The following is a 26,657-nucleotide window of genomic DNA, read 5'->3' on the forward strand; positions in this document are numbered from 1 at the left end:
TCAGTCCTCTGATGAGTTGTTGTACGCGCGGTCGATGAGGTCGTCGATATCGAGCTCGTCGATCGATTCCTGCGGTATGTCCGGCTCGAGCTCGCCGGGGTTTTCCGGCCCGTGCGCGAGTTTCAGGAGGACATCGAGCAGGCCCGCATCGCGCAGTCGCGCCACGGGAATCGATTCGAGGGCGAGACGGATATCCTGGTCCGAGGTCGACCGGCCGGGGTCGTGATCGCCGGCGAATTCGGCGGCCAGGTATTCGGCCAGCGCTTGCGGTGACGGGTAATCGAACACCAGCGTCGCGGGCAGACGCAGACCCGTCGCCGACCCGAGCGCATTGCGGAATTCGATCGCGGTAATCGAATCGAAGCCCAGATCGCTGAAGGCCTTCTGCGCCGCAATCGCATTCGCATTCCGATGGCCGAGCACGGCCGCGACCCGGCCGCGGACCAGGTCGACGAGTACATCGAGGCGGTCGTCGGCGGGGGTGGCCGCCAGCCGGGCACGCAGCGCCGAGGGTGCGCCCGAGGCGGTGGCGCGACGCGCGGGAACCAGGCCGGAGACGAGAGCCGTGGCGAACTCCGCGCCGCGGAGGGTCACCAGATCGAGGTGGGCGAGAACGGGAGCCGCCGTATCGATTCCAGTGGCGGCCGCGAACAGCGCGAGGCCCTGGTCCGCCGAGAGCGGCAGCATGCCCGAACGCGACATGCGCTGCCGATCGGCCTCACTGAGCTCCGCGCCCATGCCGCCCTCGGCGCTCCACAGCCCCCACGCCAGCGACTGCCCACTGCGCCCGGATGCCCGGCGATGCGCCGCGAGCGCGTCCAGGCAGGCATTGGCCGCGGCGTAGTTGCCCTGACCGCGACCGCCGAAAACGCCTGCCGCCGAGCTGAACAGCACGAATGCCCGCAGGGGAAGATCGGCGGTCAGTTCGTGCAGGTGCAGGGCGGCATCGACCTTGGGTCGGAGTACCTCGTCCATGCGATCCGCGGTCAGGGAGGCCATGGCGCCATCGTCGAGCACACCGGCCGTATGGAATACGCCAGTGAGTGGGCGGCTCGCCGGGATAGCGGCCAGCACCTCGGCGAGTGCGCCGCGGTCGGTGACATCGCAAGCGACGAACTCGGTTTCGGCCCCGAGCCGCTGCAGTTCCGCGCGCAGCTCGGGCGCGCCCGGGGCTTGCTCGCCGCGCCGGCTCGCCAGCAGGAAGTGGCGGACGCCGTTGGCGTCGGCCAGATGCCGGGCGAACAGCCCGGCGAGGAAGCCACTGGCACCGGTGATCAGGACGGTTTCCTCGGGACCGAACGCGATACTCGGAGCCGGTGTGGGGGTCGCGCGGACCAGTCGTGCGGCATGCACTTGCCGACTGCGCACGGCCACTTGTGGTTCGCCGGAAGCCACTATGCCGCCGAGCAGGCCGCCGAGCTCGGAATCGGTGTCAATCAAGACAATCCGGCCGGGGCTCTCTGCCTGAGCTGAGCGCACCAGTCCCGCCACCGCGGCACCGGCCAGATTCGTAATGTCCTCCCCCGCAATGGAAACCGCGCCGCTCGTCCGGACCACGAGCACCGATTCGGCATACCGCGGATCGGCGATCCAGGTCTGAAGCACGTGCAGCACAATGTGAGTCGCGGAGCGGATGGCGGCGGGCACGTTCCCGGCCGGGCACTCCAGGACCACGGCGGGCGGGACCTCGGGGCCGAGATCCGCCCAGGCGACCGAGCCGATATCGGGCCCGGATACCGCGATCGGTGTCCAATCGACCTGGAACAGCGCATTGCCGACGGTGGAGGTGGCTGCCGTGAGCTGTGCGGGATCGATCGGCCGCGATGCCAGACGGCGCACGGTGGCCACCGCGGCGCCGGTCGAGTCGGCGAGGTCGACCGCCACCGCGTGCTCGCCGGTGCGGGTCAGGCGGACCCGGAGCGAACCTGCTCCGGCCGCGTGCACGGTGACGCCGGACCATTCGAACGGCAGGGCGAGTCCGGTTCCCTCCGAGGGCAGGTGACCGGCCACGCGCAGGGCGTGCAGTGCGGCATCGAGCAATGCCGGATGCAGTCCGAAGCCGTCGGCTGCTTGCGTATCGGGCAGGGCGACTTCGGCGAACACCTCCGCACCGCGCTGCCAGGCCGCCTGCAGACCCTGGAAGACCGGTCCGTATCCGTAACCGGCATCGAGCAGTTCGTCGTAGACACCGTTGATATCCAGTGGCTGCGCACCGGCCGGAGGCCACGCGAACAGGTTGGTAGCGGCCGCCACCGCGTCCGGGGTCAGTGCGCCTTCGGCATTCAGCGTCCAGGTCGGTGCGGAGTCGACCGCACCGTCCGGGCAGGAGAAGATCCGTACCGCGCGACGACCTGCCTCGTCTTCGGCCCCGACCACCACACGTACCGCATTGCCACCGGACTCCGGCAGGATCAGCGGAGTCTGCAGGACCAAGTCCTCCAGGCTCGAGCAGCCCACCCGTTCCCCGGCATGCAGGGCGAGTTCGACCAGGCCGGTACCGGGGAAGAGCACGGCGCCCATCACCCGGTGATCGGCCAGCCACGGGTCGGTCTGCACCGACAGGCGACCGGTCAGGATCACCGCGCCGGAGTCCGGCTGGGACACCATTGCCGAGATCAGCGGATGTCCGGTGGTCGCCAGACCCATCGATCGGGCATCGCCACCCGCGAATCCTTCGAGCATCCAGTAGCGCCGCCGCTGGAAAGCGTAGGTGGGCAGGTCGATTCGGTCAGCGCCGGTGTCGGCGTACGTAGCGGTCCAGTCGACGTCCGCTCCGGAGACGAACAACCCGGCGACCCCGGTCAGCACGGCCGACGCATCGGCGTGGTCTCGACGGGCCAGCGCCACCACCGGAACCGTTGCGTCGTCGAGGGTCTGGGCGACCATCGGCGTCAGCACCGCATCGGGACCGACTTCGGCGAACCTCGATACGCCCAGGCCCGCCATGGCGGTGACCGCATCGGCGAAGCGGACGGTCTCACGGACCTGACCCACCCAATAGGACGGGTCCGACATCTCGTCGCCGATGCGGGTGCCGGTCACCGTGGACACCAGTGGGATGTTCGGGCGGGTGAAGGCCACATCGGCTATGGCCATGGCGAATTCGTCGAGCATCGGATCCATCGATGCCGAGTGGAAGGCGTGCGATACCCGCAATCTGCGGGTGCGCCAACCCTGTTCGGTGCAGCTGTCGACGGCAGCCGCGACATCGGCTTCGATCCCGGAGAGCACCACCGAGGACGGACCGTTGACCGCCGCGATCGAGACCCCATCGGCCAGCAGTGGCAGGGCGTCGGCTTCCGATACGCCGACGGCGACCATCGCACCGCCGGCGGGCAGGGCCTGCATCAATCGGCCGCGGGCCGCGACCAGGACGCACGCATCCGACAGTGACATCACTCCGGCGATGTACGCGGCAGCGACCTCGCCGATGGAGTGACCGGCCACGACATCCGCACGCATGCCCCAGGATTCGAGCAAGCGGAACAAGGCCACCTCGAACGCGAACAGGCCCGCTTGCGCGAACACCGTCTGGTCGACCAGGTCTGCGGAGGCCAGCGCGGCTTCCAGCGAAACAGGTTGTTCCAGCAGCGTATCCAGCTCGGCGACGATCCCGTCGAAGTGCTTCGCGAACACCGGATAGGCACCGCGCAGCTCGGCGGCCATGCCGGCCCACTGCGCGCCCTGACCGGAGAACACCACACCCGTCGAACCCAGCGTCACACGGCCGGTCACCACACCGGGCGTTGGCACACCGGCGACCAAGGACCGCGCGCCTGCAAGCAGCGCATCCCGGTCCTCGGCCACGACGACGGCCCGATGCTCGAACACGCTCCGTGTCGATGCCAGCGAAAAGCCGATATCGATCGGATCCTGCTCGCCCACATGCGATATCAAGCGTGCGGCTTGATCGGTGAGAGCCTCGCTGCTGCGTGCCGAGAGCATCCACGGCACGACGGCCGGCACCGAATCCGCCGGAGCTTTCTGCGCCACGGGCGCGGTCACCGGGGCTTGCTCCACGATGACGTGGGCATTCGTGCCGCTGATGCCGAACGACGACACGCCCGCACGCCGGGGACGATCCGCCTCGGGCCAGGCCACCGGCTCGGTCAGCAACCGCACGTGACCTTCGGACCAGTCAACCTTGGTGCTGGGCTGATCCACGTGCAGCGTCTTCGGCAAGACGCCGTGCCGCATGGCCATCACCATCTTGATCACACCGCCCACACCGGCCGCCGCCTGCGCGTGACCGATATTGGACTTCAACGACCCCAGCCACAACGGACGGTCCGCAGCCCGGTCCTGACCGTAAGTGGCAAGCAGCGCTTGGGCTTCGATCGGATCACCCAGCGTGGTACCCGTGCCGTGAGCCTCCACGGCATCGACCTCGACCGGCGAGACCCCGGCATTGGCCAGCGCCTGGCGGATCACTCGCCGCTGCGCCGGACCATTCGGCGCGGTCAGGCCATTCGATGCGCCATCCTGGTTCACCGCCGAACCGGCAAGCACCGCAAGTACCTCGTGACCGTTGCGCTGAGCGTCGGAGAGTCGTTCCAGCACAAGCACGCCCGCGCCTTCGGACCAGCCGACACCATCGGCGCTGTCCGCGAACGACCGGCACCGGCCATCCGGTGACAAGCCGCGCTGGCGGCCGAACTCGAGGAACATGTCCGGGGTCGCCATGACGGCGACGCCACCGGCCAGCGCGAGATCGCATTCACCCGAGCGCAGCGACTGCGCGGCCAGATGCAGCGCCACCAGCGAGGAGGAGCAGGCCGTATCCACCGTGACCGCGGGCCCTTCCAGGCCGAACACATAGGACACGCGGCCGGAGACCAGGCTGCCCGCCGAGCCATTGCCGGTGCCGGTCGCCTGCGCGTAGTCGTGATACATCACGCCGGTGAAGACGCCGGTCGAACTGCCGCGCAGGACGGCGGGATGCACGCCCGCGCGTTCCAAGGCCTCCCACGACACCTCCAGCAGCAAGCGCTGCTGCGGATCCATCACCGTGGCCTCGTTCGGGCTGATCCCGAAGAAGTCGGCGTCGAATTCGGCTGCGGAGTAGAGGAATCCGCCCTGGCGGGTGTAGGTCTTACCGGCCTTGCCCGGCTCGGGATCGTAGATGCCCTCGATGTCCCAGCCACGATCCAGCGGCATGTCGCCGGTGGTATCGATGCCCGCGGTGACGAGGTTCCACAGGTCTTCGGGCGAGGCGACGCCGCCGGGGTAGCGGCAGCTCATGGCCACCACCGCGATGGGCTCGTCGCCGGTTCGGACCCGGCTGACCGCCAGCTTTTCGACGGCGGCGGTGCCGGTGAGTTCGGAGTCGATGAACTCGGCGACGATCTGCGCGGTGGGGTAGTCGAAGACGAGTGTGGCCGGCAGCTGCAGGCCGGTCGCGGCGTTCAGCTTGTTGCGGAACTCGACGGCGCTCAGCGAGTCGAATCCGAGTTGCTGGAAGGCCTGCTGGGGTTCGACGGCTTCCAGTGAGGCGTGTCCGAGGATCTGGGCGGCCGTCGATCGGACGAGGTCGAGCACGGCCTGCTTGCGATCGGCCTCGGTGCGGCCGGCCAGTGTCTGCAGGAAAGCCTGACCTGCCGCTGTCTTGGTTCGGCGGGCGATCGGGGCCGGGACGAGAGCGCGGACGAGAGCGGGCAGTTGCTCTCCCCTAGTTCGCAATACGGCCTTGTCGACTCGCAGTGCTACCAGCTGGGCGGTATCGGTCGATATGGCGGCGTCGAAGAGAGCTAGGCCATCGGGCTCGGACAGCGGAGGGAAGCCCTGTCTGCGCATGCGGTCGAAATCGTCCTCGGACAGCTCGGTGCCGAGGCCGCTCGAGCGCTGCCACAGGCCGTAATCCACTGATGTCGCGGGCAATCCGAGGCCGCGGCGGTGAATCGCGAGCGCATCCAGGAAGACATTCGCGGCGGCATAGTTCGCCTGACCTGCGGCCAGTACCAGGCCGCCCGCTGATGAGACCAGCACGAACATCGACAACGAGAGTTCACGGGTGAGCTCGTGCAGATGCCAGGCGGCATCGGCTTTGGGCCGCAACACCTGATCGATGCGATCCGGTGTGATCGATTCGGTCAGGCCGTTATCGGCGGTTCCGGCCGCATGCACCACACCGGCCAGTGGCTGCTCGGGTGGGATGATGGCCAGTAGCCCCTCGAGCGCGGATCGATCCGAGACATCGCACGCGGCGATGGTCACCTGCGCGCCGAGCTCGACCAGCTCGTCTCGCAGCTCGGCCGCACCGGGGGCGGCCAGGCCGCGCCGGGAGGTCAGAATCAGATGGCGCACACCGTGTTCGGAGACCAGGTGCCGGGCGAAGACCGCACCCAGACCACCGGTGCCGCCGGTGACCAGCACAGTGCCCGGCTCGGACAGTCGGACGATGGTGCCGGGTGCGTGCCTGGTCAGACGCGGGACCAGCACGCTCGTGCCGCGCAGCGCGACTTCCGGCTCCGATCCGGCGGCGGCCGCCACGGCGGCCACAGTGGAAGGATCAGCGTGCTCGTCGATATCGAGGAGCTGGAAGCTTCCCGGGTTTTCCGCCTGTGCGGCGCGTAGCAATCCCCATACCGGAGCCTGTCCGAGGTCTATCGATTCGGAATCGGTAACGGACACTGCGTTTCTGGTGACCACGACCAGACGGGAGCCGTCGGTGCGACTGCCGGCCAGCCAGTCCTTGACGGCGTCGAGGACGCTGCCCAGGGCCTGCCGTGCGGCCTGCGGCGGTGCGTCGTCGGAGTGAGGGCACTCGAACACCACGATCTCCGGAGCGACCGAGTCCGGCTGCGGCGACGGTGTGACCGCAACCCATTCCACGCTGAAGAGGGCGTCCGGCACCCGATCGGCGCCGAGGCGCTCGGCCGAGACCGGCCGAGAAACCAAGGCCCCCACCGACAACATGGGTTGACCCTGTTCATCGGCGAGCTGCACGGCGAATCGGTCGTCTCGGCGTTCGATGCGCACCCGCACCGCGGCCGCACCGGACGCGTGCAGGACCACCCGGTTCCAGGTGAAGGGCAGCACGGCAGCGGCATCGCCGTTGCGGCCGTGGACTATTCCGGCGTGCAGTGCGGCGTCGAACAGCGCCGGGTGGATTCCGAAACCCTCGGCTGCTCGAGGATCCGGCAAGGCGACCTCGGCGAACAATTCGTCGCCGCGCTGCCATGCCGCCTGCAGGCCCTGGAAGTACGGGCCGTACCCGTAGCCGATATCGAGCAACTCGTCATAGACACCGTCGACGGGCAGGGGCTGCGCATCCGGCGGCGGCCACGCGGTCAGATCGAAGTCGGCGACCGTATCGCCCGGTGCCAGCAGACCTTCGGCGTGGAGAACCCATGGGCTCTCGGCTGTTTGGCGGGAATGCACGCTCACGCGCCGGCGACCGGCGTCGTCGGCCGCGGCCACCACGACCTGGACCGCGACACTGTCCGCCGCCGACAAGGTCAGCGGGGTGTGCAGCACCAGTTCATCGACGACATCGCAACCCAGCAGGCCGCCGACATGGGCGGCGAGCTCGACGAATCCGGTGCCCGGCAGCAGGACCGTGCCGAGCACGCTGTGGTCCGCCAGCCATTCGACGGAATCCAGGGACCAGCGGCCGGTGAAGGTCACAGCGCCCGAATCCGGGTGCTGCACAACGGCGCCCAGTAGCGGGTGATCGACCGCGTCGAGGCCGACGGAGGTGACTCCGCCCAGTTCGGCGCCGAGCCATGACTGCGCGAGCATCTGCCTGGCGTCGAGCCAGAAGCGGTCGTGCTGGAAGGCGTAGGTGGGCAGGTCGATTCGCTGCGCTCCGGTGCCGGTGTAGAGACCGGTCCAGTCCACCTCCGCGCCGGAGACGAACAGGGCGGCGACCGCGCGCGATACGGTCGCGGCATCGGTGTGGTCGCGTCTGGTCAGGGCGATCGCGGTGGTGGCGTCGAGGGTCTGGGCGACCATCGGCGTCAGGACCGCGTCGGGTCCGACCTCGGCGAATCTGGATACGCCCAGGCCTGCCATGGCGGTGACCGCATCGGCGAATCGCACCGTGTCCCGGACCTGGCCCACCCAGTACGACGGATCCGACATCTCGTCGGCGATCTCGGTACCGGTCACGGTGGACACCAAGGCGATGCTCGGGCGGTTGAATGTCACACTCTTGATGGCCGTGGCGAATTCGTCCAGCATCGGCTCCATCAGTGCCGAGTGGAAGGCGTGCGACACCCGCAAACGGTGTGTGCGCCAGCCTTGTTCGGCACAACGGCCGGCTACGGCCAGCACATCGCTCTCAATGCCCGAGAGCACCACCGAGGATGGGCCGTTGACCGCCGCGATCGACACCTCTCCGGCATCGGTCAGCAGCGGCAGCACATCGGTTTCGGAGACGCCGACGGCCACCATCGCTCCACCGGCGGGCAATGCCTGCATCAACCGGCCGCGTGCTGCCACCAGCACACACGCGTCCGGCAGGGACAGCACTCCGGCGACATGCGCGGCGGTTACCTCACCGATCGAATGACCGGTCACCACATCCGCACGGACGCCCCTGGATTCGAGCAGCCGGTACAAGGCCACCTCGAAAGCGAACAGGCCCGATTGCGCGAAGACCGTCTGATCGATCAGGTCGTCGTCGGCCAGGGCCACACTCAGCGAAACGGGTTGTCCCAGCAGCGGCTCCAGCTCGGCGACGATCGCGTCGAAGGACTCGGCGAACACCGGATACGTCGCGCGCAGCTCGGTGGCCATTCCGGCCCATTGCGCACCCTGACCGGAGAACACCACGCCCGTCGAACCCGGAACCGCACGACCGGTCACTACTGCGGGATTCGATGCGCCCGAACCCAACGCGTGCACGCCTGCCAGCAGCGCTTCACGGTCCGCGGCCACGAGGACGGCCCGATGCTCGAACACACTGCGTGTCGATGCCAGCGAGAAGCCGACATCGATCGGATCCTGTTCGTTCACGAGCGATGCCAGACGAGCAGCCTGACCCGCCAGAGCCTCGCCACTCCGCGCCGAGACCACCCACGGCAGCACGGCGGGGAGGGTCTCGACCGGCAGCGGCTCGGACGCGGGTTCGGTTGCGGGGGCCTGCTCGATGATCAGGTGGGCGTTGGTGCCGCTGATACCGAACGAGGACACACCCGCGCGCCGCGGACGATCCGCCTCCGGCCAGGCCACCGGCTCGGTCAGCAACCGGACATGGCCCTCGGACCAATCCACCTTGGTACTGGGCCGATCCACGTGCAGTGTCCTCGGCAGCACACCGTGGCGCATGGCCATGACCATCTTGATCACGCCACCCACACCCGCCGCGGCCTGGGAGTGGCCGATGTTCGACTTCAACGAGCCCAGCCACAGCGGACGATCCGCGGCGCGGTCCTGCCCGTAGGTGGCGAGCAGGGCTTGCGCCTCGATCGGATCGCCGAGAGTTGTGCCGGTGCCATGGGCTTCGACCACGTCGACCTCGACCGGCGAAACGCCGGCGTTGGCCAGCGCCTGGCGGATCACCCGCCGTTGCGACGGACCATTCGGCGCGGTCAGACCGTTCGACGCGCCATCCTGATTCACCGCCGAACCGGCCACCACCGCGAGAATCCGATGACCTTTGCGCTGGGCGTCGGACAGCCGCTCCAGCACGACGACTCCGGCGCCTTCGGACCAGCCGACGCCATCGGCGGTGTCGGAGAAGGACTTACAGCGGCCGTCCGCGGACAGGCCCCGCTGCCGGCTGAATTCCACGAAGGTCTCCGGGGTGGCCATCACCGCGACGCCACCGGCCAGCGCGAGCTCGCACTCCCCCGAACGCAGCGACTGCGCCGCCAGATGCATGGCCACCAAGGACGACGAACACGCCGTGTCCACGGTGACCGACGGTCCTTCCAGGCCCAAGACGTACGAAACACGGCCGGAGGCAATGGATCCCGCGTTCGAGTTCACCGGATAGTCGTGGTACATCATGCCGGTGAAGACCCCGGTCGCGCTGCCGCGCAGCACCGCCGGATCGACACCGGCCCGTTCCAGGGCCTCCCACGAGGTTTCCAGCAGCAGGAACTGCTGCGGGTCCATCGACGCGGCCTCATTGGGGCTGATGCCGAAGAACGCGGGATCGAATTCGCCTGCCGAGTGCAGGAATCCGCCCTCACGGGTGTAGGTGGTGTGCGGTTTCTCGCCGGTGCGGTCGTAGAGCCGGTCGGTGTCCCATCCGCGATTGACGGGGAACTCGGATGTCGCGTCCGTTCCGTCCACGACCAGATTCCAGAGATCCTCGGGGGACGCGACGCCGCCGGGGTATCGGCAGGCCATGCCGACGATCGCAATCGGTTCGTCCGCACCGGCTTTGGTGGCGGTGACCGTGATGTCCTGCCCGGTGCCGGTGAGTTCGCCGGCCAGGTAGGTGGCCAGGGCCTGCGGTGTCGGGTAGTCGAAGACCACGGCGGCCGAGAGGGACAGGCCGGTCAGGGTTTTGAGGCGATTGCGCAGCTCGACCGCGCTCAGGGAATCGAAGCCCAGGTCCTGGAAGGTGCGATCGAGATCGATCGCGGCCGCATTGCCGTCACCGAGCACGGACGCGATGGTGCTGCGCACGGTGTCGAGGACCGCCTGCGGTCGCCGGTCGGCATCCAGACCGGCCAGCCGTTGCTGAAGGCCCGACCGCACGGCCGAGGTCGGCGCGGGACGACGCGCCACCGTGGGCGCCAAATCGCGGAGCAGCGGTGGCAGCAGTCCGGTTTCGGCTTGGGTGCGGAGTGCGGTGGTGTCCACGTCGGTGATCACCGCGTAGCCCGTGCCTGATCCGAGGACCGCGTCCCAGCCGGCGAGGGCCTGCGTGTCCGGCATGGCGGTGAAGCCGCCGCGGCTCAAGCGGGCCAGGTCGGCCTCGCCGAGCTGTCCGGCCATACCGCCGGAGCGGGCCCACGGACCCCAGGCCAGGGATTGACCGGCCAGGCCGTGGGCTCGCCGGTGTGCGATGAGCCCGTCGAGGAAGGTGTTCGCGGCCGCGTAGTTGGCCTGTCCGGGGCCGCCGACGGTGCCCGACACCGAGGAGAACGTCACGAACGCAGTCAGATTCAGGTCGCTGGTCGCGCGGTGCAGATACCAGGCGGCGTCGGCCTTCGGCGCCAGGACCGCGTCGATCCGTTGCGGGGTCAGTGAGCCGATGATTCCGTCGTCCAGCACGCCCGCGGCGTGGATGACGGCCGACAACGGCCATTGCGCAGGTACTTCGGTGAGTAGCCGGGTCACCGCCTCCGGATCGGCGACATCGGCGGCCACCACCCGGACGTGTGCGCCCGCTTCTTCGAGCTCGGCGCGGAGTTCCGCGACGCCGTCGGCCTGTGGGCCGCGGCGGCTCACCAGCAGCAGCGATCGCACGCCGTGCGCGGTCACCATATGCCGGGCCACCACCGCACCCAAACCGCCCGTGCCGCCGGTGATCAGCACCGTGCCCGTGCCGAAGGCGGGCTCGTCACTCGAACCGGGAGACGCCGCAGGCGCGGGCCGGGTGAGTCGAGCGGTGTGGATTACACCGTCGCGCACGATGACCTGGGGTTCGGCCACGGCAAGCACGGTGGCCGCGAGGTGCTCGTCGATGCTGGTATCGGTGTCCACCAGGATGATTCGGCCCGGATCCTCCGTCTGCGCGGAGCGCACCAGGCCCCATACAGCGGCACCGGCGAGGTCGGTGAGGTCTTCGCCCGGCAGCGCGACCGCGCCGCGGGTGGCGATCAGCAGAGTGCTCGAGGCGAAGCGGTCCTGAGACGGCCAGGTCTGCAACTCTTCGAGAATGCGTGCGACCTCGGCGTGGGTAGTGGTCACCACGTCGCCGGGGGTTTCGTGCCAGCCGGATCCGGCCTCGAGCACGACCGCGGTATTCGCGTCCGCCGGTGCGGGCTCGGATTTCGTTGGTGACCAGGCCAATTCGAGGACGGGATCGGCCGCGCGGCCCGCAATCGCGGCGAGTTGTGCCTGCGGGATCGGACGGCTCGTCACCGACCCCGACAGGACGGGCTGTCCTTGCTCATCGGTCACCGAGAGCGACACCGACGATCCTGCGGGGGTCAGGTGTACGCGCAGCACCGATGCTTCGGCAGTGTGCAAGGACACCGATTCCCACGAGAACGGCAACACGACCTGTCCGGCCGCCATCGAGAACGGCGAATCCGGCCGTCCTTCAACGTCTCCCAGCACGGTGGCCAGCAGTCCCGATTGCAGGGCCGAGTCCAGCAGGGCCGGGTGAATACCGAAGCCTTCGCCGCTGACCCCGGTATCCGTGCCCGCGGCAACCTCGGCGAATACCTCGTCGCCTCGGCGCCACAACGCCCGCACGCCCTGGAAGGCCGGGCCGTAGTCGTAACCCCGCGCGAGCAGGGTCGAGTACGCGGTCTCGATATCGATCCCGGTCGTGCCGGCCGGTGGCCATGCCTCCGATTCGGCTGTGGCGGTGGCGATTCGAGCGGTCAGCAGGCCACGTGCATTCAGGACCCACTCGTCGTCGCGGTCGTCTTCGTCACGGGAGTAGATCGATATCGGCCGCGATGCGAACTCGGGTCCGGGCCCACCGACGACAACCTGGATCTGCACCCCGCCCGACGCGGGCAGCAGCAGCGGCGCTTGCAGCGTCAGTTCCTCGATCGCCGGGCAGCCTGCCACCGCACCCGCGCGCAGGGCCAGTTCCACGAACCCGGTGCCCGGCAACAGCACCGACCCCGCCACCGCGTGGTCGGCCAGCCAGGGATGAGTCGCCAGCGACAGGCGGCCGGTCAGCAACATGTCGCCGGACTCGGGCACCGACACCACCGCGCCGAGCAGCGGATGGTCCACCGCGCCCAGCCCCACGGATTCGACGCCGGCGGCGGCCGAGGTGGTCAGCCAGTAGCGGCGGCGCTGGAAGGCGTAGGTAGGCAGCGGGACTCGCGTAATCGGGCGACCGGCGAAGTACACCTGCCAGTCGACGTCGATGCCGACCGTGTGCGCGTGCGCCAAGCCGTGCACGAACTGCTCGACTCCGGCGTGCCCGCGCCGGGCGGCGGCGATCACCGCGGACTGCGATTCCAGGCTTTCGGACAGGCATTGGCGGGTCATGGCCGTCAGCACCGCATCCGGGCCGATTTCCAGGAATCGGCGCACGCCCGAGGCCAGCAAGGTGTCCACGCCTAGCGCGAACTGCACGCCCGCTCGCACCTGGCGCACCCAGTAGCCGGGTTCCAGGATTTCGTCACCGGCGATGCGGCCGTTGAGATTCGATACGAGGGGAAGCTGCGGGCGGTGGTAGGTGATATCCCGTGCGACGGCTGCGAACTCGTCCAGCATGGGTTCCATCCGGTGGGAATGGAACGCATGCGATACGCGCAGGCGTGAGGTCTTCCGGCCGCGGTCGGTGAACCAGCGGCCGACCGCGTCCACGGCCTCCTCGTCACCGGAAATCACCACGGCGGCCGGGGAATTCACCGCAGCAATGGATGCCCGGTGCGCATGGTCGGCGAGTGCTTCGAGAACCTCGTGTTCGCTCGCCGCGATGGCCAGCATGGCGCCGCCTTCGGGGAGCTGTCCCATGAGGCGGCCGCGTGCGGCGACCAGTCGGCAGGCGTCCGGCAGCGACCAGATCCCGGCGAGGTAGGCGGCGGCCAGCTCACCGATCGAGTGTCCGAGCAGGAAATCCGGTGTCACGCCGAACGATTCGAGGAGGCGGTACAGCGCGACCTCGAAGGCGAACAGGGCGGGCTGGGTGAACTCCGTTCGATCCAGCACACCGGCGCCGGTGAACATCACCTGCTTCAGCGGCGTGTCCAAGAGCGGGTCGAACTGCAGGCACACCTCGTCCAGTGCGGCGGCGAAGACCGGGAACGCTTCGTAGAGTTCACGTCCCATCCCGGCCTGCTGGGCGCCCTGCCCGGTGCACAGGAAGGCGGTCTTGCGCGACATCGCCTGGGCGGCAAGGACACCGCCGGTGATGCTGGCCGGGCCGGGTTCCGCGAGTTCTGCAAGTCCGGCGATCAGCGCGTCGCGATCGGGAGCGACCACCGCACCACGCCAGTCGAACCGGGCGCGGGTGGTCAGCAGCGAGTAGCCGATGTCGTCGACGCTCAGGTCCGGGCGTTCGATCACCCACTGCCGCAGTTTGGCCGCTTGTGCCCGCAGGCCGTCCTCGGTTTTCGCCGAGATCAACCACGGGGCGGCGACGCCGGACGCCACCGCCTGCGCGACGTGATCCGTTGGCTCGTCCGTCGTTTCGGCGGATTCCTCCCCCGGTGTGGGGGCTTCTTCCAGAATCACATGGGCATTGGTGCCGCTGGCGCCGAACGAGGACACGCCCGCGCGGCGCACCCGCTCCCCCGCCGGCCACGGCTCCGCCGCGGTGAGCAGTCGCACGGTGCCCGCCGACCAGTCCACGTGCGGGGTCGGTGCATCGATATGCAGTGTGGCGGGCAGCATTTCGTGGCGCATGGCCTGCACCATCTTGATCACGCCGCCGACACCCGCCGCGGCGGAGGTGTGGCCGATATTCGATTTCAGCGAACCGATGCGCAGCGGATCTCCGGTGCGTTCACGGCCGTAGGCGGCGATCAGGGCCTGCGCCTCGATCGGGTCGCCGAGGGTGGTGCCGGTGCCGTGCGCCTCGACCGCGTCGACATCGGCGGGCGTCAGACCGGCATCGGTCAGGGCCTGCGCGATCACCTTCTCCTGCGAGGGACCGTTCGGGGCGGTCAGCCGGTTGCTGGCGCCGTCCTGATTGATCGCGCTGCCGCGGACGACCGCGAGCACCTCGTGGCCGTGGCGGCGTGCATCCGAGAGCCGCTCGACCGCGAGCATGCCGAGGCCGTCGGAGAAACCTGTCCCGTTCGCCGCCGCGGCGAAGGCTTTGCAGCGGGCATCCGGAGACAGCCCGCGCTGGCGGGCGAAGGCCAGCAGCTGTGTGGGGTCGGACATGACGGTGACGCCGCCGACCAGGGCCAGCGATGTCTCGCCGCGGCGCAGCGCCTGGCAGGCCAGGTGCAGGGCGACCAGCGACGACGAGCACGCGGTGTCCACCGAGAGCGTCGGACCCTTGAAACCGAAGGTGTAGGCGACCCGGCCGGAGACGATGCTGGCCGAAACACCGAGGTAGGCATTGCCTTCCGCTTCGGCGGTCAGGCCCGGCGAACCCAGTCGGGGGCCGTACTCCTGGTGAATCACGCCGGCGTAGACGCCGGTATCGCTGCCGCGCAACGTCACCGGATCGATGCCCGCGTCCTCCAGGGCCTCCCAGGCCGCTTCCAGGAACAGGCGCTGTTGTGGATCCATGGCCAGTGCCGCGCGCGGGCCGATTCCGAAGAATCCGGCGTCGAAGTCGCCTGCCGCATCGAGGAATCCGCCCTCGCGGGTGTAGATGGTTCCCGGGGTATCCGGGTCGGCGTCGTACAGACGCGCGAGGTCCCAGCCGCGGTCGGCCGGCAGCGGGCCGACGGCGTCGCCGTCGGCCGCGACCAGTTCCCAGAGCTGTGCCGGGGTTTCGACGCCGCCGGGAAAGCGGCAGCTCATGCCGACGATCGCGATCGGTTCGCCCGCACGGTCTTCCAGGTCCTGGATGTGCTTCTTGGCGGCGCGCAGGTCTCCGGTGAGCTTCCGCAGGTACCGGCTCAGTCGTTCCTCATTGCTGGTGCCGGGATTCGTCATGCTGGGCCGAACTCCTCGTCGATCAAATCCAAAAGCTCGCTGTCGGAACGGAATTCGAGATCGTCGTACGCACCGTCCGGCCACTTGCCGGCCAGGTGGGCGCGCAAGCGCTCATTGACGCCCCGCAATCCGGCCACGGTCTCGTCGTTGTCTCCGCCAGTGGCGATGATGCGCTCGAGCAGGGCCTCGAGCTGTGCGATGTCACCCGGCGCCGGGGCGGGCGCCGGTGTTGCGGGTGCGGCCACCACGATGTGGTCCAGCAGGTAGTCGGCGACGTCGCCCGCGGTGGGGTAGTCGAATACCAGGGTCGAGGGCAGTGACAGCCCGGCCGCCTTGGACAGCCGGTTGCGCAGTTCGACGCCGCCGAGGGAATCGAGACCGAGCTGGCTGAAACCGCGATCGGGCCCGATATCGTCGGTCGACCCATAGCCCAGCACCGCCGCCACGGTCTCCCGGACCAGGTCCAGGACGACCCCGCGGCGTTTCGGCTCGGCCACTCCCGCCAGCCGGACCGCGAGGGACTGTTGCTCTCTCGGCGCGGGGGCCGAGCGGCCGCGGGTGCGGACGAAGCCGTGCAGGACCGCGGGGATCGGGCCGGTGTGGGCTTCGAGGCGCAGTTTGTCGGTGTCGAGCTGCAAGAGTGCGGTCACCGGTTCGGCCGTGGTCAGCGCTTCGTCGAACAGGCGCAGGCCGTCGGCGCGGTCCAGCGGGGCGAGACCCAGCCGGTCCAATCGGGCCAGGGCGGTGCGATCCAGTGCCCCGGTCATGCCGATGTCCTGCTGCCACGGGCCCCAGGCCAGGGACAGCGCGGGCAGTCCCTCGGCTCGGCGTTGCAGCGCGAGGGCGTCCAGGAAGCTGTTCGCGGCAGCGTAATTCGCCTGTCCGGCCGAGCCGATCATGCCGGCGATCGACGAGAACAGCACGAAGGCCGACAGGTTCATGTCCAGGGTGAGCTCGTGCAGGTGCCGGGCCGCTTCGGCTTTGGGCGCGAACACGCGATCGACCTGGTCGGCGGTGAGTGCGTGGAAGGTGGCGTCGTCGAGCACGCCCGCGGCGTGGACCAGACCGGTGAGCGGGTATTCGGCGGGCAGGGTGTCCAGCAGTTCGCGCAGTGCGGCGCGGTCGGTGACATCGCAGGCGGCGATGCGGACCTCGGCGCCGACTCCGGTCAGTTCCGCGGCGAGTTCGGTGGCGCCGGCGGCCTGTTCGCCGCGGCGGGACACCAGCAGCAGTCGCCGCACCTCGTGGTGGGTGACCAAGTGCCGGGCCAGCAATGCGCCCAGTCCCCCGGTGCCGCCGGTGATGAGCACGGTTCCGGTCCCGAACGAGACCGGCTCGGCCGCGGCCGAGGTCAGCGCCTCCAGTCGCGGTACCAGGATGCGGTCGCCGCGCAATGCCACCTGTGGCTCTCCGGTGGCGATCGCGGCGCGGATCATGTCGGGCGCAATCGGCTGTGCTCCAGCCGATTCGTCTGCGTCGAGCAGCATGATCCGGCCGGGGTATTCGGTCTGAGCGCTGCGGATCAGCCCCCAGATCGCGGCCGCTGCGGGGTCGGGTGTCTCATCGGGCAGAGCGATCGCGCGGTTGGTCCGCACGACCAGCTGCGAGCGCGCGAATCGCTCGTCGGCCAACCGGTCTCGCACCGATTGCAGGGCGGCGTGTACTCGATCGATTGCCGTCTGCGGCGAACTGTCGGGCAGTCCGGCTGTTTCGGACCAGATCTCGAAATCCTGGACCGTCGAGACGGACGTGCGATCCGGTGTCTCGACTGTCGCCCAGCGCATTCCGTATCGTGCGGCCCGGCCACCGGGCAAAGTGGCACGGAACTGCTGGACGTCGTAGGAGCGCATGACCGCTTCGTCGATGGTCACCACCGGGGTTCCGGCCGGATCGACGGCCACGACGGTGATCGACTCGGGGCTGCGCTGGATGGCCATCACCCGCAGGGTCGTGACCGCGGCGGTGGTGTGGAATTGCGTGCCGCCCCAGCGGAACATGAGCTTGCCCTCGGCGGGATCACCCTGATGCTCCGGCCAGATCAGGCAGGCGATACCGGCGTGCATCACCAGGTCGAACAGGCCCGGATGCAACTGGAACCGTCCGGCCGGGACGTCGGGGTTCAAGGTGACCTCGGAGAAGACCGTGTCACCGCTGCGCCAGGCGGCAGTGATGCCCAGGAAGGACGGGCCGTATTCCAGCCCGGCGGCGCGGGCGATCTGGGCCGGAATCCAGTCGGTGTCAACGGGTTCGGCATCGACGGGCGGCCATGGCGCGGTGCGGAGCATATCCACCAGGCCGATGTCGATCAGCTGGCGGCCGCTCAGCATGCCACTGGCATTGCGGGTCCAGCCGCCGTCGGCCTCACCTGCCAGGCGGTAGTGGAAGGTGAACGAGCGGCGGCCCGTGGCATCGGGTTCGTGCACCAGCACCTGGAGTTCGATCTCGCCGTCCACGGGCGGGAGGATCGGTGTTTCGAGGATGAGTTCTTCCACTGCGCTGCAACCGATCCAGCGGCCCGCGACCAGCAGCATGTCCATGAGCGCGGCGCTCGGGACGAGGACGACGCCGTAGGTGGCGTGGTCGGCGATCCAGGGGTGGGTGCGCAGCGAGAGGCGGCCGGTGAACAGCCACTCGTCGCGGTCGGCCACCCGGACCACATCGGTGAGGATCGGATGCTCCGAGGCCGCGTGGCGGGACTCTTCGATGCTGGGTTCCAGCCAGTAGCGACGGTGCTCGAAGGCGTAGGTGGGCAGGGCGATTCGGGCCGGCGGGCGGGTAGTGAAGAGCGGATTCCAGTCGACCGACAGCCCAGCGGTGTGCGCCTGGGCCAGCAGCGTGAGGAACTGCTCGACCTCGTCGTGGTCCCGGCGGGCCGCCGCGGCGACCAGCGATCGGGCCTCGATCTCCGCGGGCAAGGTGAGCCGAGTCAGCGCGGCCAGCACGGCGTCGGGACCGACCTCGAGGAACCTGCGCACGCCCGAGGCAACCAGGGTTTCGATGCCCGGTGCGAAGCGCACCGCGGCACGTACCTGCGCTGCCCAGTAGTCCGGGTGCAGGATCTCGTCTCCGGCGATTCTGCCGGAGATGTTCGATACCAAGGGAATTCGCGGGACGTTGTAGGTCACCGTTGCCGCGTGGGTCTCGAACTCGGCCAGCATCGGTTCCATGCGAGCCGAGTGGAAGGCGTGCGAGACGCGCAGGCGATTCGCCTTGCGGCCCTGTGCGGTGAACTGCCGATCGATCTCGTCGATGACGTCCTCGTCACCGGAGATCACCACGGCTGCCGGCGCGTTCACTGCGGCCAGCGATACCCGATCACCGAATCCGGCTATCGCAGCACCGATTTCGTCTTCGGATGCGGTGACAGCGAGCATCGCGCCGCCCGCCGGGAGCGCATCCATCAGCAAGCCGCGCGCGGCGACCAACCGGCAGGCGTCCTCCAGCGACCAGACACCGGCGACGTACGCCGCCGCCAGTTCACCGACCGAATGCCCGATGACCAGGTCCGGGGTGAGTCCGAACGATTCGAGCAGGCGATACAGCGCCACTTCGAAGGCGAACAAGGCGGGCTGGGTCAGTCGGGTTCGATCCAGGAGCTGCCCCGTGAACATGGCTTGTTGCAGGGAACATTCGAGCAAGGGATCGAATCCTGCGCACACCTCGTCCAGGGCCGCGGCGAAGACCGGGAACGCCGCGGCGAGGTCGGCGCCCATGCCCGCGCGCTGCGCGCCTTGGCCGGTGAACAGGAAGGCGGACTTCCCGGAGCCCGTCGTGCCGGAAATGACTCCGGCCGAGGCGGATCCGGTGGCCAGCTTGGTCAGTTGGGCGAGCAGTTCGCCGCGATCGGTGCCGAGTACCGCTGCCCGCCACTCGTGCTGCGTACGCGTCGTGGCCAGTGAGTACGCCACGTCCATCGGATCGGCTGCGGGATTGTCGGCCAGCCACTCGTGCAACTTGGCCGCCTGGGCGCGGAGACCGGTCTCGCTCTTGGCCGAGACCAGCCAGGGCGCAAGGGGATGGGGCTGACCGTTGACCGGCTGTGAGACGACCGGCTGCGCGGCGGGTGCTTCCTCGAGGATCAGATGGGCGTTGGTGCCGCTGACGCCGAACGAGGACACACCGGCCCGGCGCACCGTGCGACCCGGCTGCCAGGGCTCGGGCTCGGTCAGCAGGCGCACCGCGCCCGCGGACCAATCCACGTGCGGGGAAGGCGATTCCGCGTGCAGGGTCGGCGGCAGGGTCTCGTGCCGCAGGGCCTGCACCATTTTGATCACGCCACCGACACCGGCGGCCGCGACCGTGTGGCCGATATTCGATTTGATCGATCCGATGCGCAGGGGTTCCCGGTCCCCGCGATCCTGCCCGTAGGCGGCGATCAGCGCATTGGCCTCGATGGGATCGCCGAGCGGCGTGCCGGTGCCGTGCGCTTCCACCGCATCCACGTCGGCGGGTGTGAGACCTGCACTCGCGAGGGCCTGCGCGATGACGCGCTCCTGCGAGGGTCCGTTCGGCGCGGTCAGGCCATTGCTCGCACCGTCCTGGTTCACCGCACTGCCGCGGACCACGGCCAGGATGTCGTGGCCCAGTCGCTGCGCATCCGACAGCCGTTCCAGGATCAGGACGCCCACGCCCTCGGCGAAGGCGACACCATCGGCCTCGGCGGAGAACGACTTACAGCGGCCGTCCGGCGAGAGACCGCGCTGGCGCGCGAAATCGACGGAGAGATACGGGGTTGCGGCCACGGTGACGCCACCGGCCAAGGCCAGCGAGGTTTCGCCCTGGCGCAGTGCCTGGCATGCGAGGTGCATGGCCACCAGTGAGGACGAGCAGGCGGTATCGATCGTGACCGCCGGTCCCTCCAGGCCGAAGACGTAGGCGACGCGGCCGGAGACGACGCTGTGGGTGGTGCCGGTGAGCCGGAAACCCTCCAGATCGCCGGTGACACGATCGACGTAGCCCGAGGCGCACGCGCCCGCGAATACGCCGGTATCGCTGCCGCGCAAGGTGATCGGATCGATGCCGGATTCCTCCAGCGCCTCCCACGAGGCTTCCAGCAGCAGGCGCTGTTGCGGATCCATGGCCAGGGCTTCGCGCGGGCTGATGCCGAAGAAGGCGGCGTCGAAATCGGCGGCGTCGTCGAGGAATCCGCCACCGCGGCTGTAGACGGTCCCGGGCTTGTCCGGGTCCTGGTCGATCAGGCGTTCCAGGTCCCAGCCGCGATCGTCGGGGAAAGCGGTGGTGGCATCGGTGCCCGCGCGGACCAGATTCCAGAGCTGTTCCGGAGTGCGGACACCGCCGGGGAATCGGCAACTCATGCCGACGATCGCGATGGGCTCGTCCGCGCGGACGCGGCGCGACGGGCGGGCCGGTTTGGCGCCGGTATTCGTGCCTTCGATCTTGGCGCGCAGCAGGGTGGCGACCGCGGTGGCGGTGGGGTGATCGAAGACCAGGGTGGACGGCAGTTGGACGCCGGTGGCCTTCGCCAAGCGGTTACGGAATTCGACGCCGCCGAGCGAGTCGAAACCCAGTGCGTCGAAGCGCACTTCGGGGGCGATGTCGTCGGCGGAGCCGTGTCCCAGTACTGCTGCCGCGTGTTCGCGGACCAGGTCGAGGACCAGCTCGGCGCGGGCGGCCTCCGGTACTCGGCTCAGCCGGGTGCCGAGTGAACTCGATGCGGCCGCTGGGCGTTCCGTGATGCGGGGCAGGAAGCCGCGGAGCACAGTGGGCACGGCGCCGTCGCGTGCTTCGCGGCGCAGGTTCGCTGGGTCGAATCCCATGGCCAGCACGTGCGGGGCGGTCTCGGCGGTGGCGGTATCGAAGAGGCGGAGGCCCTCGTCATCGGCAAGTGGGTGCAGGCCGAGCCTTTCCCAGCGGGCCACGGCACTGCGGTCCAAGCCGCCGGTCATGCCTGCGGCGGCATTCCAGGGGCCCCAGGCCAGCGATACCGCGGACAGCCCGGCGGCGCGGCGGCGGTGTGCCAGCGCGTCGAGGAAGGCGTTGGCGGCCGCGTAGTTGGCTTGTCCCGCGGTGCCGAGTGTTGCGGCGACGGAGGAGAACAGGACGAAGGCCGACAGGTCCTGATCGCGTGTGAGCTCGTGCAGGTGCCATGCGGCGGTGGCCTTGGAGTCGAATACTCGTTGCAGTTGTGCGGGGGTCAGCGCGGCGAGGGTGCCGTCGTCGAGTACGCCTGCCGCGTGGATCACGGCGGTCAGCGGATGGTCGGCGTCGATCGAATCCAGCAGGGAGCGCAGGGCGGCTCGATCGCTCACGTCGCAGGCGGCCACGCGGACGGCGGCGCCGGCTTGCGAGAGCTCGGACGCCAGTTCTGTGGCGTCTTCGGCGTTTTCGCCGCGCCGGGATGCCAGCAGCAGGCTGCGGACACCGTGCTCGGCGACCAGATGGCGGGCCATGAGAGCGCCCAGGCCGCCGGTGCCGCCGGTGATCAGGACGGTGCCGGTGCCGAATGGCTTGTCCGGCGCGGCATCATCCTCGATTCGCGCTTTGACCAGCCTCGGTACGAGCAAGGCCTCGTCGCGCAGCGCTACCTGGGATTCGCCTGCCGTGATCGCCGCGCCCACCAGCGCCGGGTGATCGATGGTCAGGGGGGCGTCGAGGAGAACGAAGCGGCCCGGGTATTCGGATTGGGCGCTGCGCACCAGGCCCCACACAGCTGCTGCGGCGAGATCCGGTGCCTCGCCGGGCAATCCGGCGCCGTCGGCGGTGTGTACGACCAGGCGGGTGTCGGCCAGCCGGTCTTCCGCGAGCCAGGCCTGGATGGTCGCCAGGAAGGTTTCCAGACCGGTGCGAACGACGGCCGGGTCATCGGTTTCGGCATCGAGGTCCTGACGCCAGATCACGACGTCCGGGACCGCTTCTGCTGCCGCGAGTTCCGAGGGAGTCGGAGCGAAGGTGTCGATTCCGGTGACCGGCGCCGAACCGAGGATGGCCATCCGACCCAGAACGGGGGCCGGTGTCATCGTCTGCGGCGTCCACTGGACCTCGTAGAGGCCGGCGTCGTCTCCCGCCAGGGTGGCGCGCATCTGTTTCACGTCGTAGGGCCGCATGACCACCGCGTCGACGGAGATCACGGGTCGTCCCGAAGCATCCACGGCCGCAACGGAGACCGTCTCCGAGCCGCTCGCCACGGCAATGACCCGGAGGGTGGTTGCCTTGACCAGCGGCTGATGTAGTCGCGCTCCGCCCCAGCGGAACAGTAGTCGGCCGGTGCCGGTATCACTGTCCTGCTCGTGCCAGACGAGGCCCGCCAGTCCGGCGTGCATCACCAGGTCGAGCAGGGCGGGGTGTAGATCGAAGCGTTCGGGGGCGGGTGCGGCCGTCGTGTCCAAGGTGATCTCGGAGAAGACGGTGTCGCCGCGCTGCCAGGCGGCGTCGACGCCGAGGAAGGCGGGTCCGTATTCCAGGCCGGAGCCCTTGGCGATCCGCTCGGGAATCCAGGCGGGGTCCAGGGTTTCGGCGTCGGCCGGGGGCCATTCCTCGTCTCGCAGCCGGTCCAGCAGGGTGTCGCTGCCGTCCCAGGCGGGGGCCAGGACGCCGCTGGCATTGCGCACCCAGGCGCCCGCGCCGGCCTGCTCGCGGAAGTAGAAGCTGAACGGGCGGCGGCCGGTCTGGTCGGGTTCCTGGACCGATACCTGGAGTTCGACCTCGTCGTCGGCGGACGGCAGGATCGGGGCTTCGAGGGTCAGTTCCTCGACTGTGCCGCAGCCGATTCGGCCGCCGGCGACGAGCAGGAATTCGATGAGGGTCGCGCTCGGCAGCACCACGGTGCCGTAGGTCATGTGGTCGGCGACCCACGGGTCGGTCGGCAGCGAGAAGCGGCCGGTGAAGACGAACTCGTCCTTACCGGCGACCGGGACCACGCCGGTGAGCAGGGGGTGGGCGTCGCCGGTGGCTTGCGGGCGCGGCGGCAGCCAGAAGCGCTGGTGCTGGAAGGCGTACGTGGGCAGGGGAACTCGCCGCGCCGGCGGGTGCGGGAGCAGTGGCGCCCAGTCGACATGAACGCCGGCCGTATGAGCCTGGGCCAGGAGCGTGAGGAACTGCTGAGGTTCATCGTGATCGCGGCGGGCGGCTGCGGCTACGAGGGTCGGGTATTCGAGGTCATCGGGCAGGGTCTGGCGAGTCATGGCCGCCAGCACGGCATCCGGGCCGATTTCCAGGAAGCGGCGCACGCCCGAGGCGGTGAGGGATTCGATACCCGGGGCGAATCGCACGGCGGAGCGCACCTGGCGGACCCAGTAGGCGGGTTCGAGCATTTCGTCGGTGGCGAGTTCACCGGAGACGTTCGATACCACCGGGATTTCGAGCCGGTTGTACGTCAAGTCCTGTGCGACGGACTCGAATTCGGCGAGCATCGGCTCCATACGATGCGAGTGGAAGGCGTGGCTCACCCGCAGTCGCGAGGTCTTCCGGCCGCGCTCGGTGAAGAGTGCTTCGATCTCGGCGATGGCGTCCTCGTCGCCCGAAATCACCAGGGCTTCAGGGGCGTTCACCGCGGCGATCGAGACCCGGCCGGGATAGCCGGTCACTACCTCGTGCACGTCGGATTCGGAGGCGCCGATGGCGAGCATTGCGCCGCCTGCGGGCAGGGCGCCCATGAGGCGGCCGCGTGCCGCCACCAAACGGCAGGCGTCCTCGAGTGACCACAGGCCTGCGAGGTGGGCGGCGGCGAGTTCGCCGATCGAATGGCCGATCAGCACGTCCGGGGTGACGCCGAACGATTCGAGCAGGCGGTACAGGGCCACTTCGAAGGCGAACAAGGCCGGTTGGGTGAACTCGGTCCGATCCAGCACCGAGGCATCGGGTTCCCCGCCGGTGAACATGAGTTGCTTCAGCGAGCATGCCAGCAGTGGGTCGAGCTGGGCGCACACCGCATCCAGTGCGTCTGCGAATATCGGGAACGACTCGTACAGGCCGACGCCCATGCCGATCCGCTGTGCGCCTTGGCCGGTGAAGAGGAAGGCCGTCGTCCCTGTTCCGGTGGAGCCGGTGATGACGCCTGTGCCGGTGCCCGATTCGGCGAGGGTCGCCAGCCGCTCGAGCAGTTCGTCTCGATCGCGGCCGAGGATCACGCCGCGCGTATCCAGCTGCGCTCGTGTGGTCGCCAGCGCGGCGGCCGCGTCAGCGATGTCGAGCTCGGGCCGTTCCGAGAGCCAGGCATGCAGTCGGGCGGCCTGTGCGCGCAGGCCTGTTTCGCCTTTGCCCGACACCAACAATGGAGTGATCGGGGTGGCATCCGTGCGCGGTTCGGTGGTCACGGCCTGTGCGGCCGGTGCTTCCTCGAGGATCACGTGCGCGTTGGTGCCGCTGATCCCGAATGACGACACACCGGCGCGGCGGACTCGATCGCCCGCGGTCCATTCTTCGGGCTCGGTCAGCAGGCGTACCGCACCCGCCGACCAATCGACGTGCGGCGTCAGCACTTCGGCGTGCAGTGTGCGCGGCAACCGCTCGTGCCGCAGCGCCTGCACCATCTTGATCACACCGGCGACACCGGCGGCGGCCACCGCGTGGCCGATATTCGATTTCAGGGACCCGATCCGCAATGGCTCCCGCTCACCGCGACCCTGTCCGTAAGCGGCGATCAAGGCTTGGGCCTCGATCGGATCGCCGAGGGCGGTGCCGGTTCCGTGCGCTTCGACGGCATCCACGTCACCGGCCGTGATCCCCGCATTGGCGAGTGCCTGCGTGATCACGCGTTCCTGCGATGGGCCGTTCGGCGCGGTCAGGCCGTTGCTCGCGCCGTCCTGGTTGACCGCGCTGCCGCGCACCACGGCCAGGATATTGTGGCCGAGGCGTTGCGCATCCGAAAGTCGCTCGAGCACCAGGACACCCGAGCCCTCCGACCACGCCACACCGTCGGCGTCCGCCGAGAACGCCTTGCTGCGGCCGTCCGGGGACAGGCCGCGCTGGCGGGAGAAGTCCACGTACAGTGCCGGACTCGCCGCGACGGACACACCGCCGGCCAGGACCAGCGAGCTGTCACCCTGACGCAGCGCCTGACACGCGAGATGCAAGGCCACCAGCGAGGACGAGCACGCCGTATCCACCGTCACCGCCGGGCCTTCCAGCCCGAACACGTACGCGACGCGGCCCGAGATGACGCTGTGCGAGGTGCCGGTCAGCCGGAAACCCTCCAGCTCCCCGGTCACCCGCCCGGAGTATCCCGAGGTGCAGGCGCCGGCGAAGACGCCGGTATCGCTGCCCCGCAGGGACATCGGGTCGATGCCCGCGTCTTCGAGTGCTTCCCAGGCGGTTTCGAGCAGCAGGCGCTGCTGCGGATCCATGGCCGAGGCTTCGCGCGGGCTGATGCCGAAGAAACCCGGGTCGAAATCGCCCGCGGTGCTGAGGAATCCGCCGTGGCGGGTGTAGACCTTGCCCGGCTTGTCGGGGTCCGGGTCGAACAGCTTGTCCAGATCCCAGCCGCGGTCAGTGGGGAATTCGCTGATCGCGTCGCGGCCGGCGGCCACCAGGTCCCAGAGGTCCTCGGCGGAACGCACTCCGCCCGGGAATCGGGCGCTCATGCCGACGATCGCGATCGGTTCGTCCGAGGACGTACGGCGCGAGGCCCGGCGTTGCCCGCGGTCGGTCCCGGTGACCTGCGCGCGCAGCACCGCGGCGATCGCGGCGGCGGTCGGATGATCGAAGATGAGCGTCTTCGGCAGCGGCACACCGGTGGCCCGCATCAGCCGGTTCTGCAGTTCGACGCCGCTGACGGAGTCGAAGCCGAACTCGGTGAAGGGCAGGTCGGGCTGGATCGAGCGGGCCGAGTCGTGGCCAAGGATCGCGGCGGCGTGCTCGCGGACGAGGTCGAGAACCACTGTGTCGCGCTGATACTCGGGGGTGGTCTGCAGTTTGCGCGCCAGGGGGCTGTCGTCCCATGTGCCCGAGACCTGAGTGTCGGGGGTCGGTTCCTCGGTGACCGTGACGATGTCGGCCGTACGGGTGAAGTCGGCGGAGGTGACACCGGTCCAGAAGTTCTGGCGCTGGAAAGC

General features: G+C 69.3%; 2 protein-coding genes (1 of these 2 cut by a window edge). Both read right to left on the reverse strand.

All coding sequences use genetic code 11. The features are described from left to right. Entirely contained in the window at positions 1 to 15,648 is a 15,648-nt protein-coding gene (locus ACH438_RS34600) for an SDR family NAD(P)-dependent oxidoreductase (RefSeq protein WP_397013072.1), read from the reverse strand. Beyond that, positions 15,645 to 26,657 carry the 3' portion of a type I polyketide synthase gene (locus ACH438_RS34605; RefSeq protein ID WP_397013074.1) on the reverse strand. Its footprint extends 2,568 nt past the window's final position, so only the last 11,013 of its 13,581 coding nucleotides appear in the window; the start codon falls outside the window, past its right edge; it ends in the stop codon at positions 15,645 to 15,647. The genes ACH438_RS34600 and ACH438_RS34605 overlap by 4 nt, the downstream gene beginning before the upstream one ends.

This window comes from Nocardia sp. NPDC020380, from assembly GCF_044386975.1.
Lineage (GTDB): Bacteria > Actinomycetota > Actinomycetes > Mycobacteriales > Mycobacteriaceae > Nocardia.

Coding starts and splice junctions, on each gene's coding strand:
- ACH438_RS34600 (WP_397013072.1), bottom strand. CDS start 15,648: ATGACGAATCCCGGCACCAGCAATGAGGAACGACTGAGCCGGTACCTG.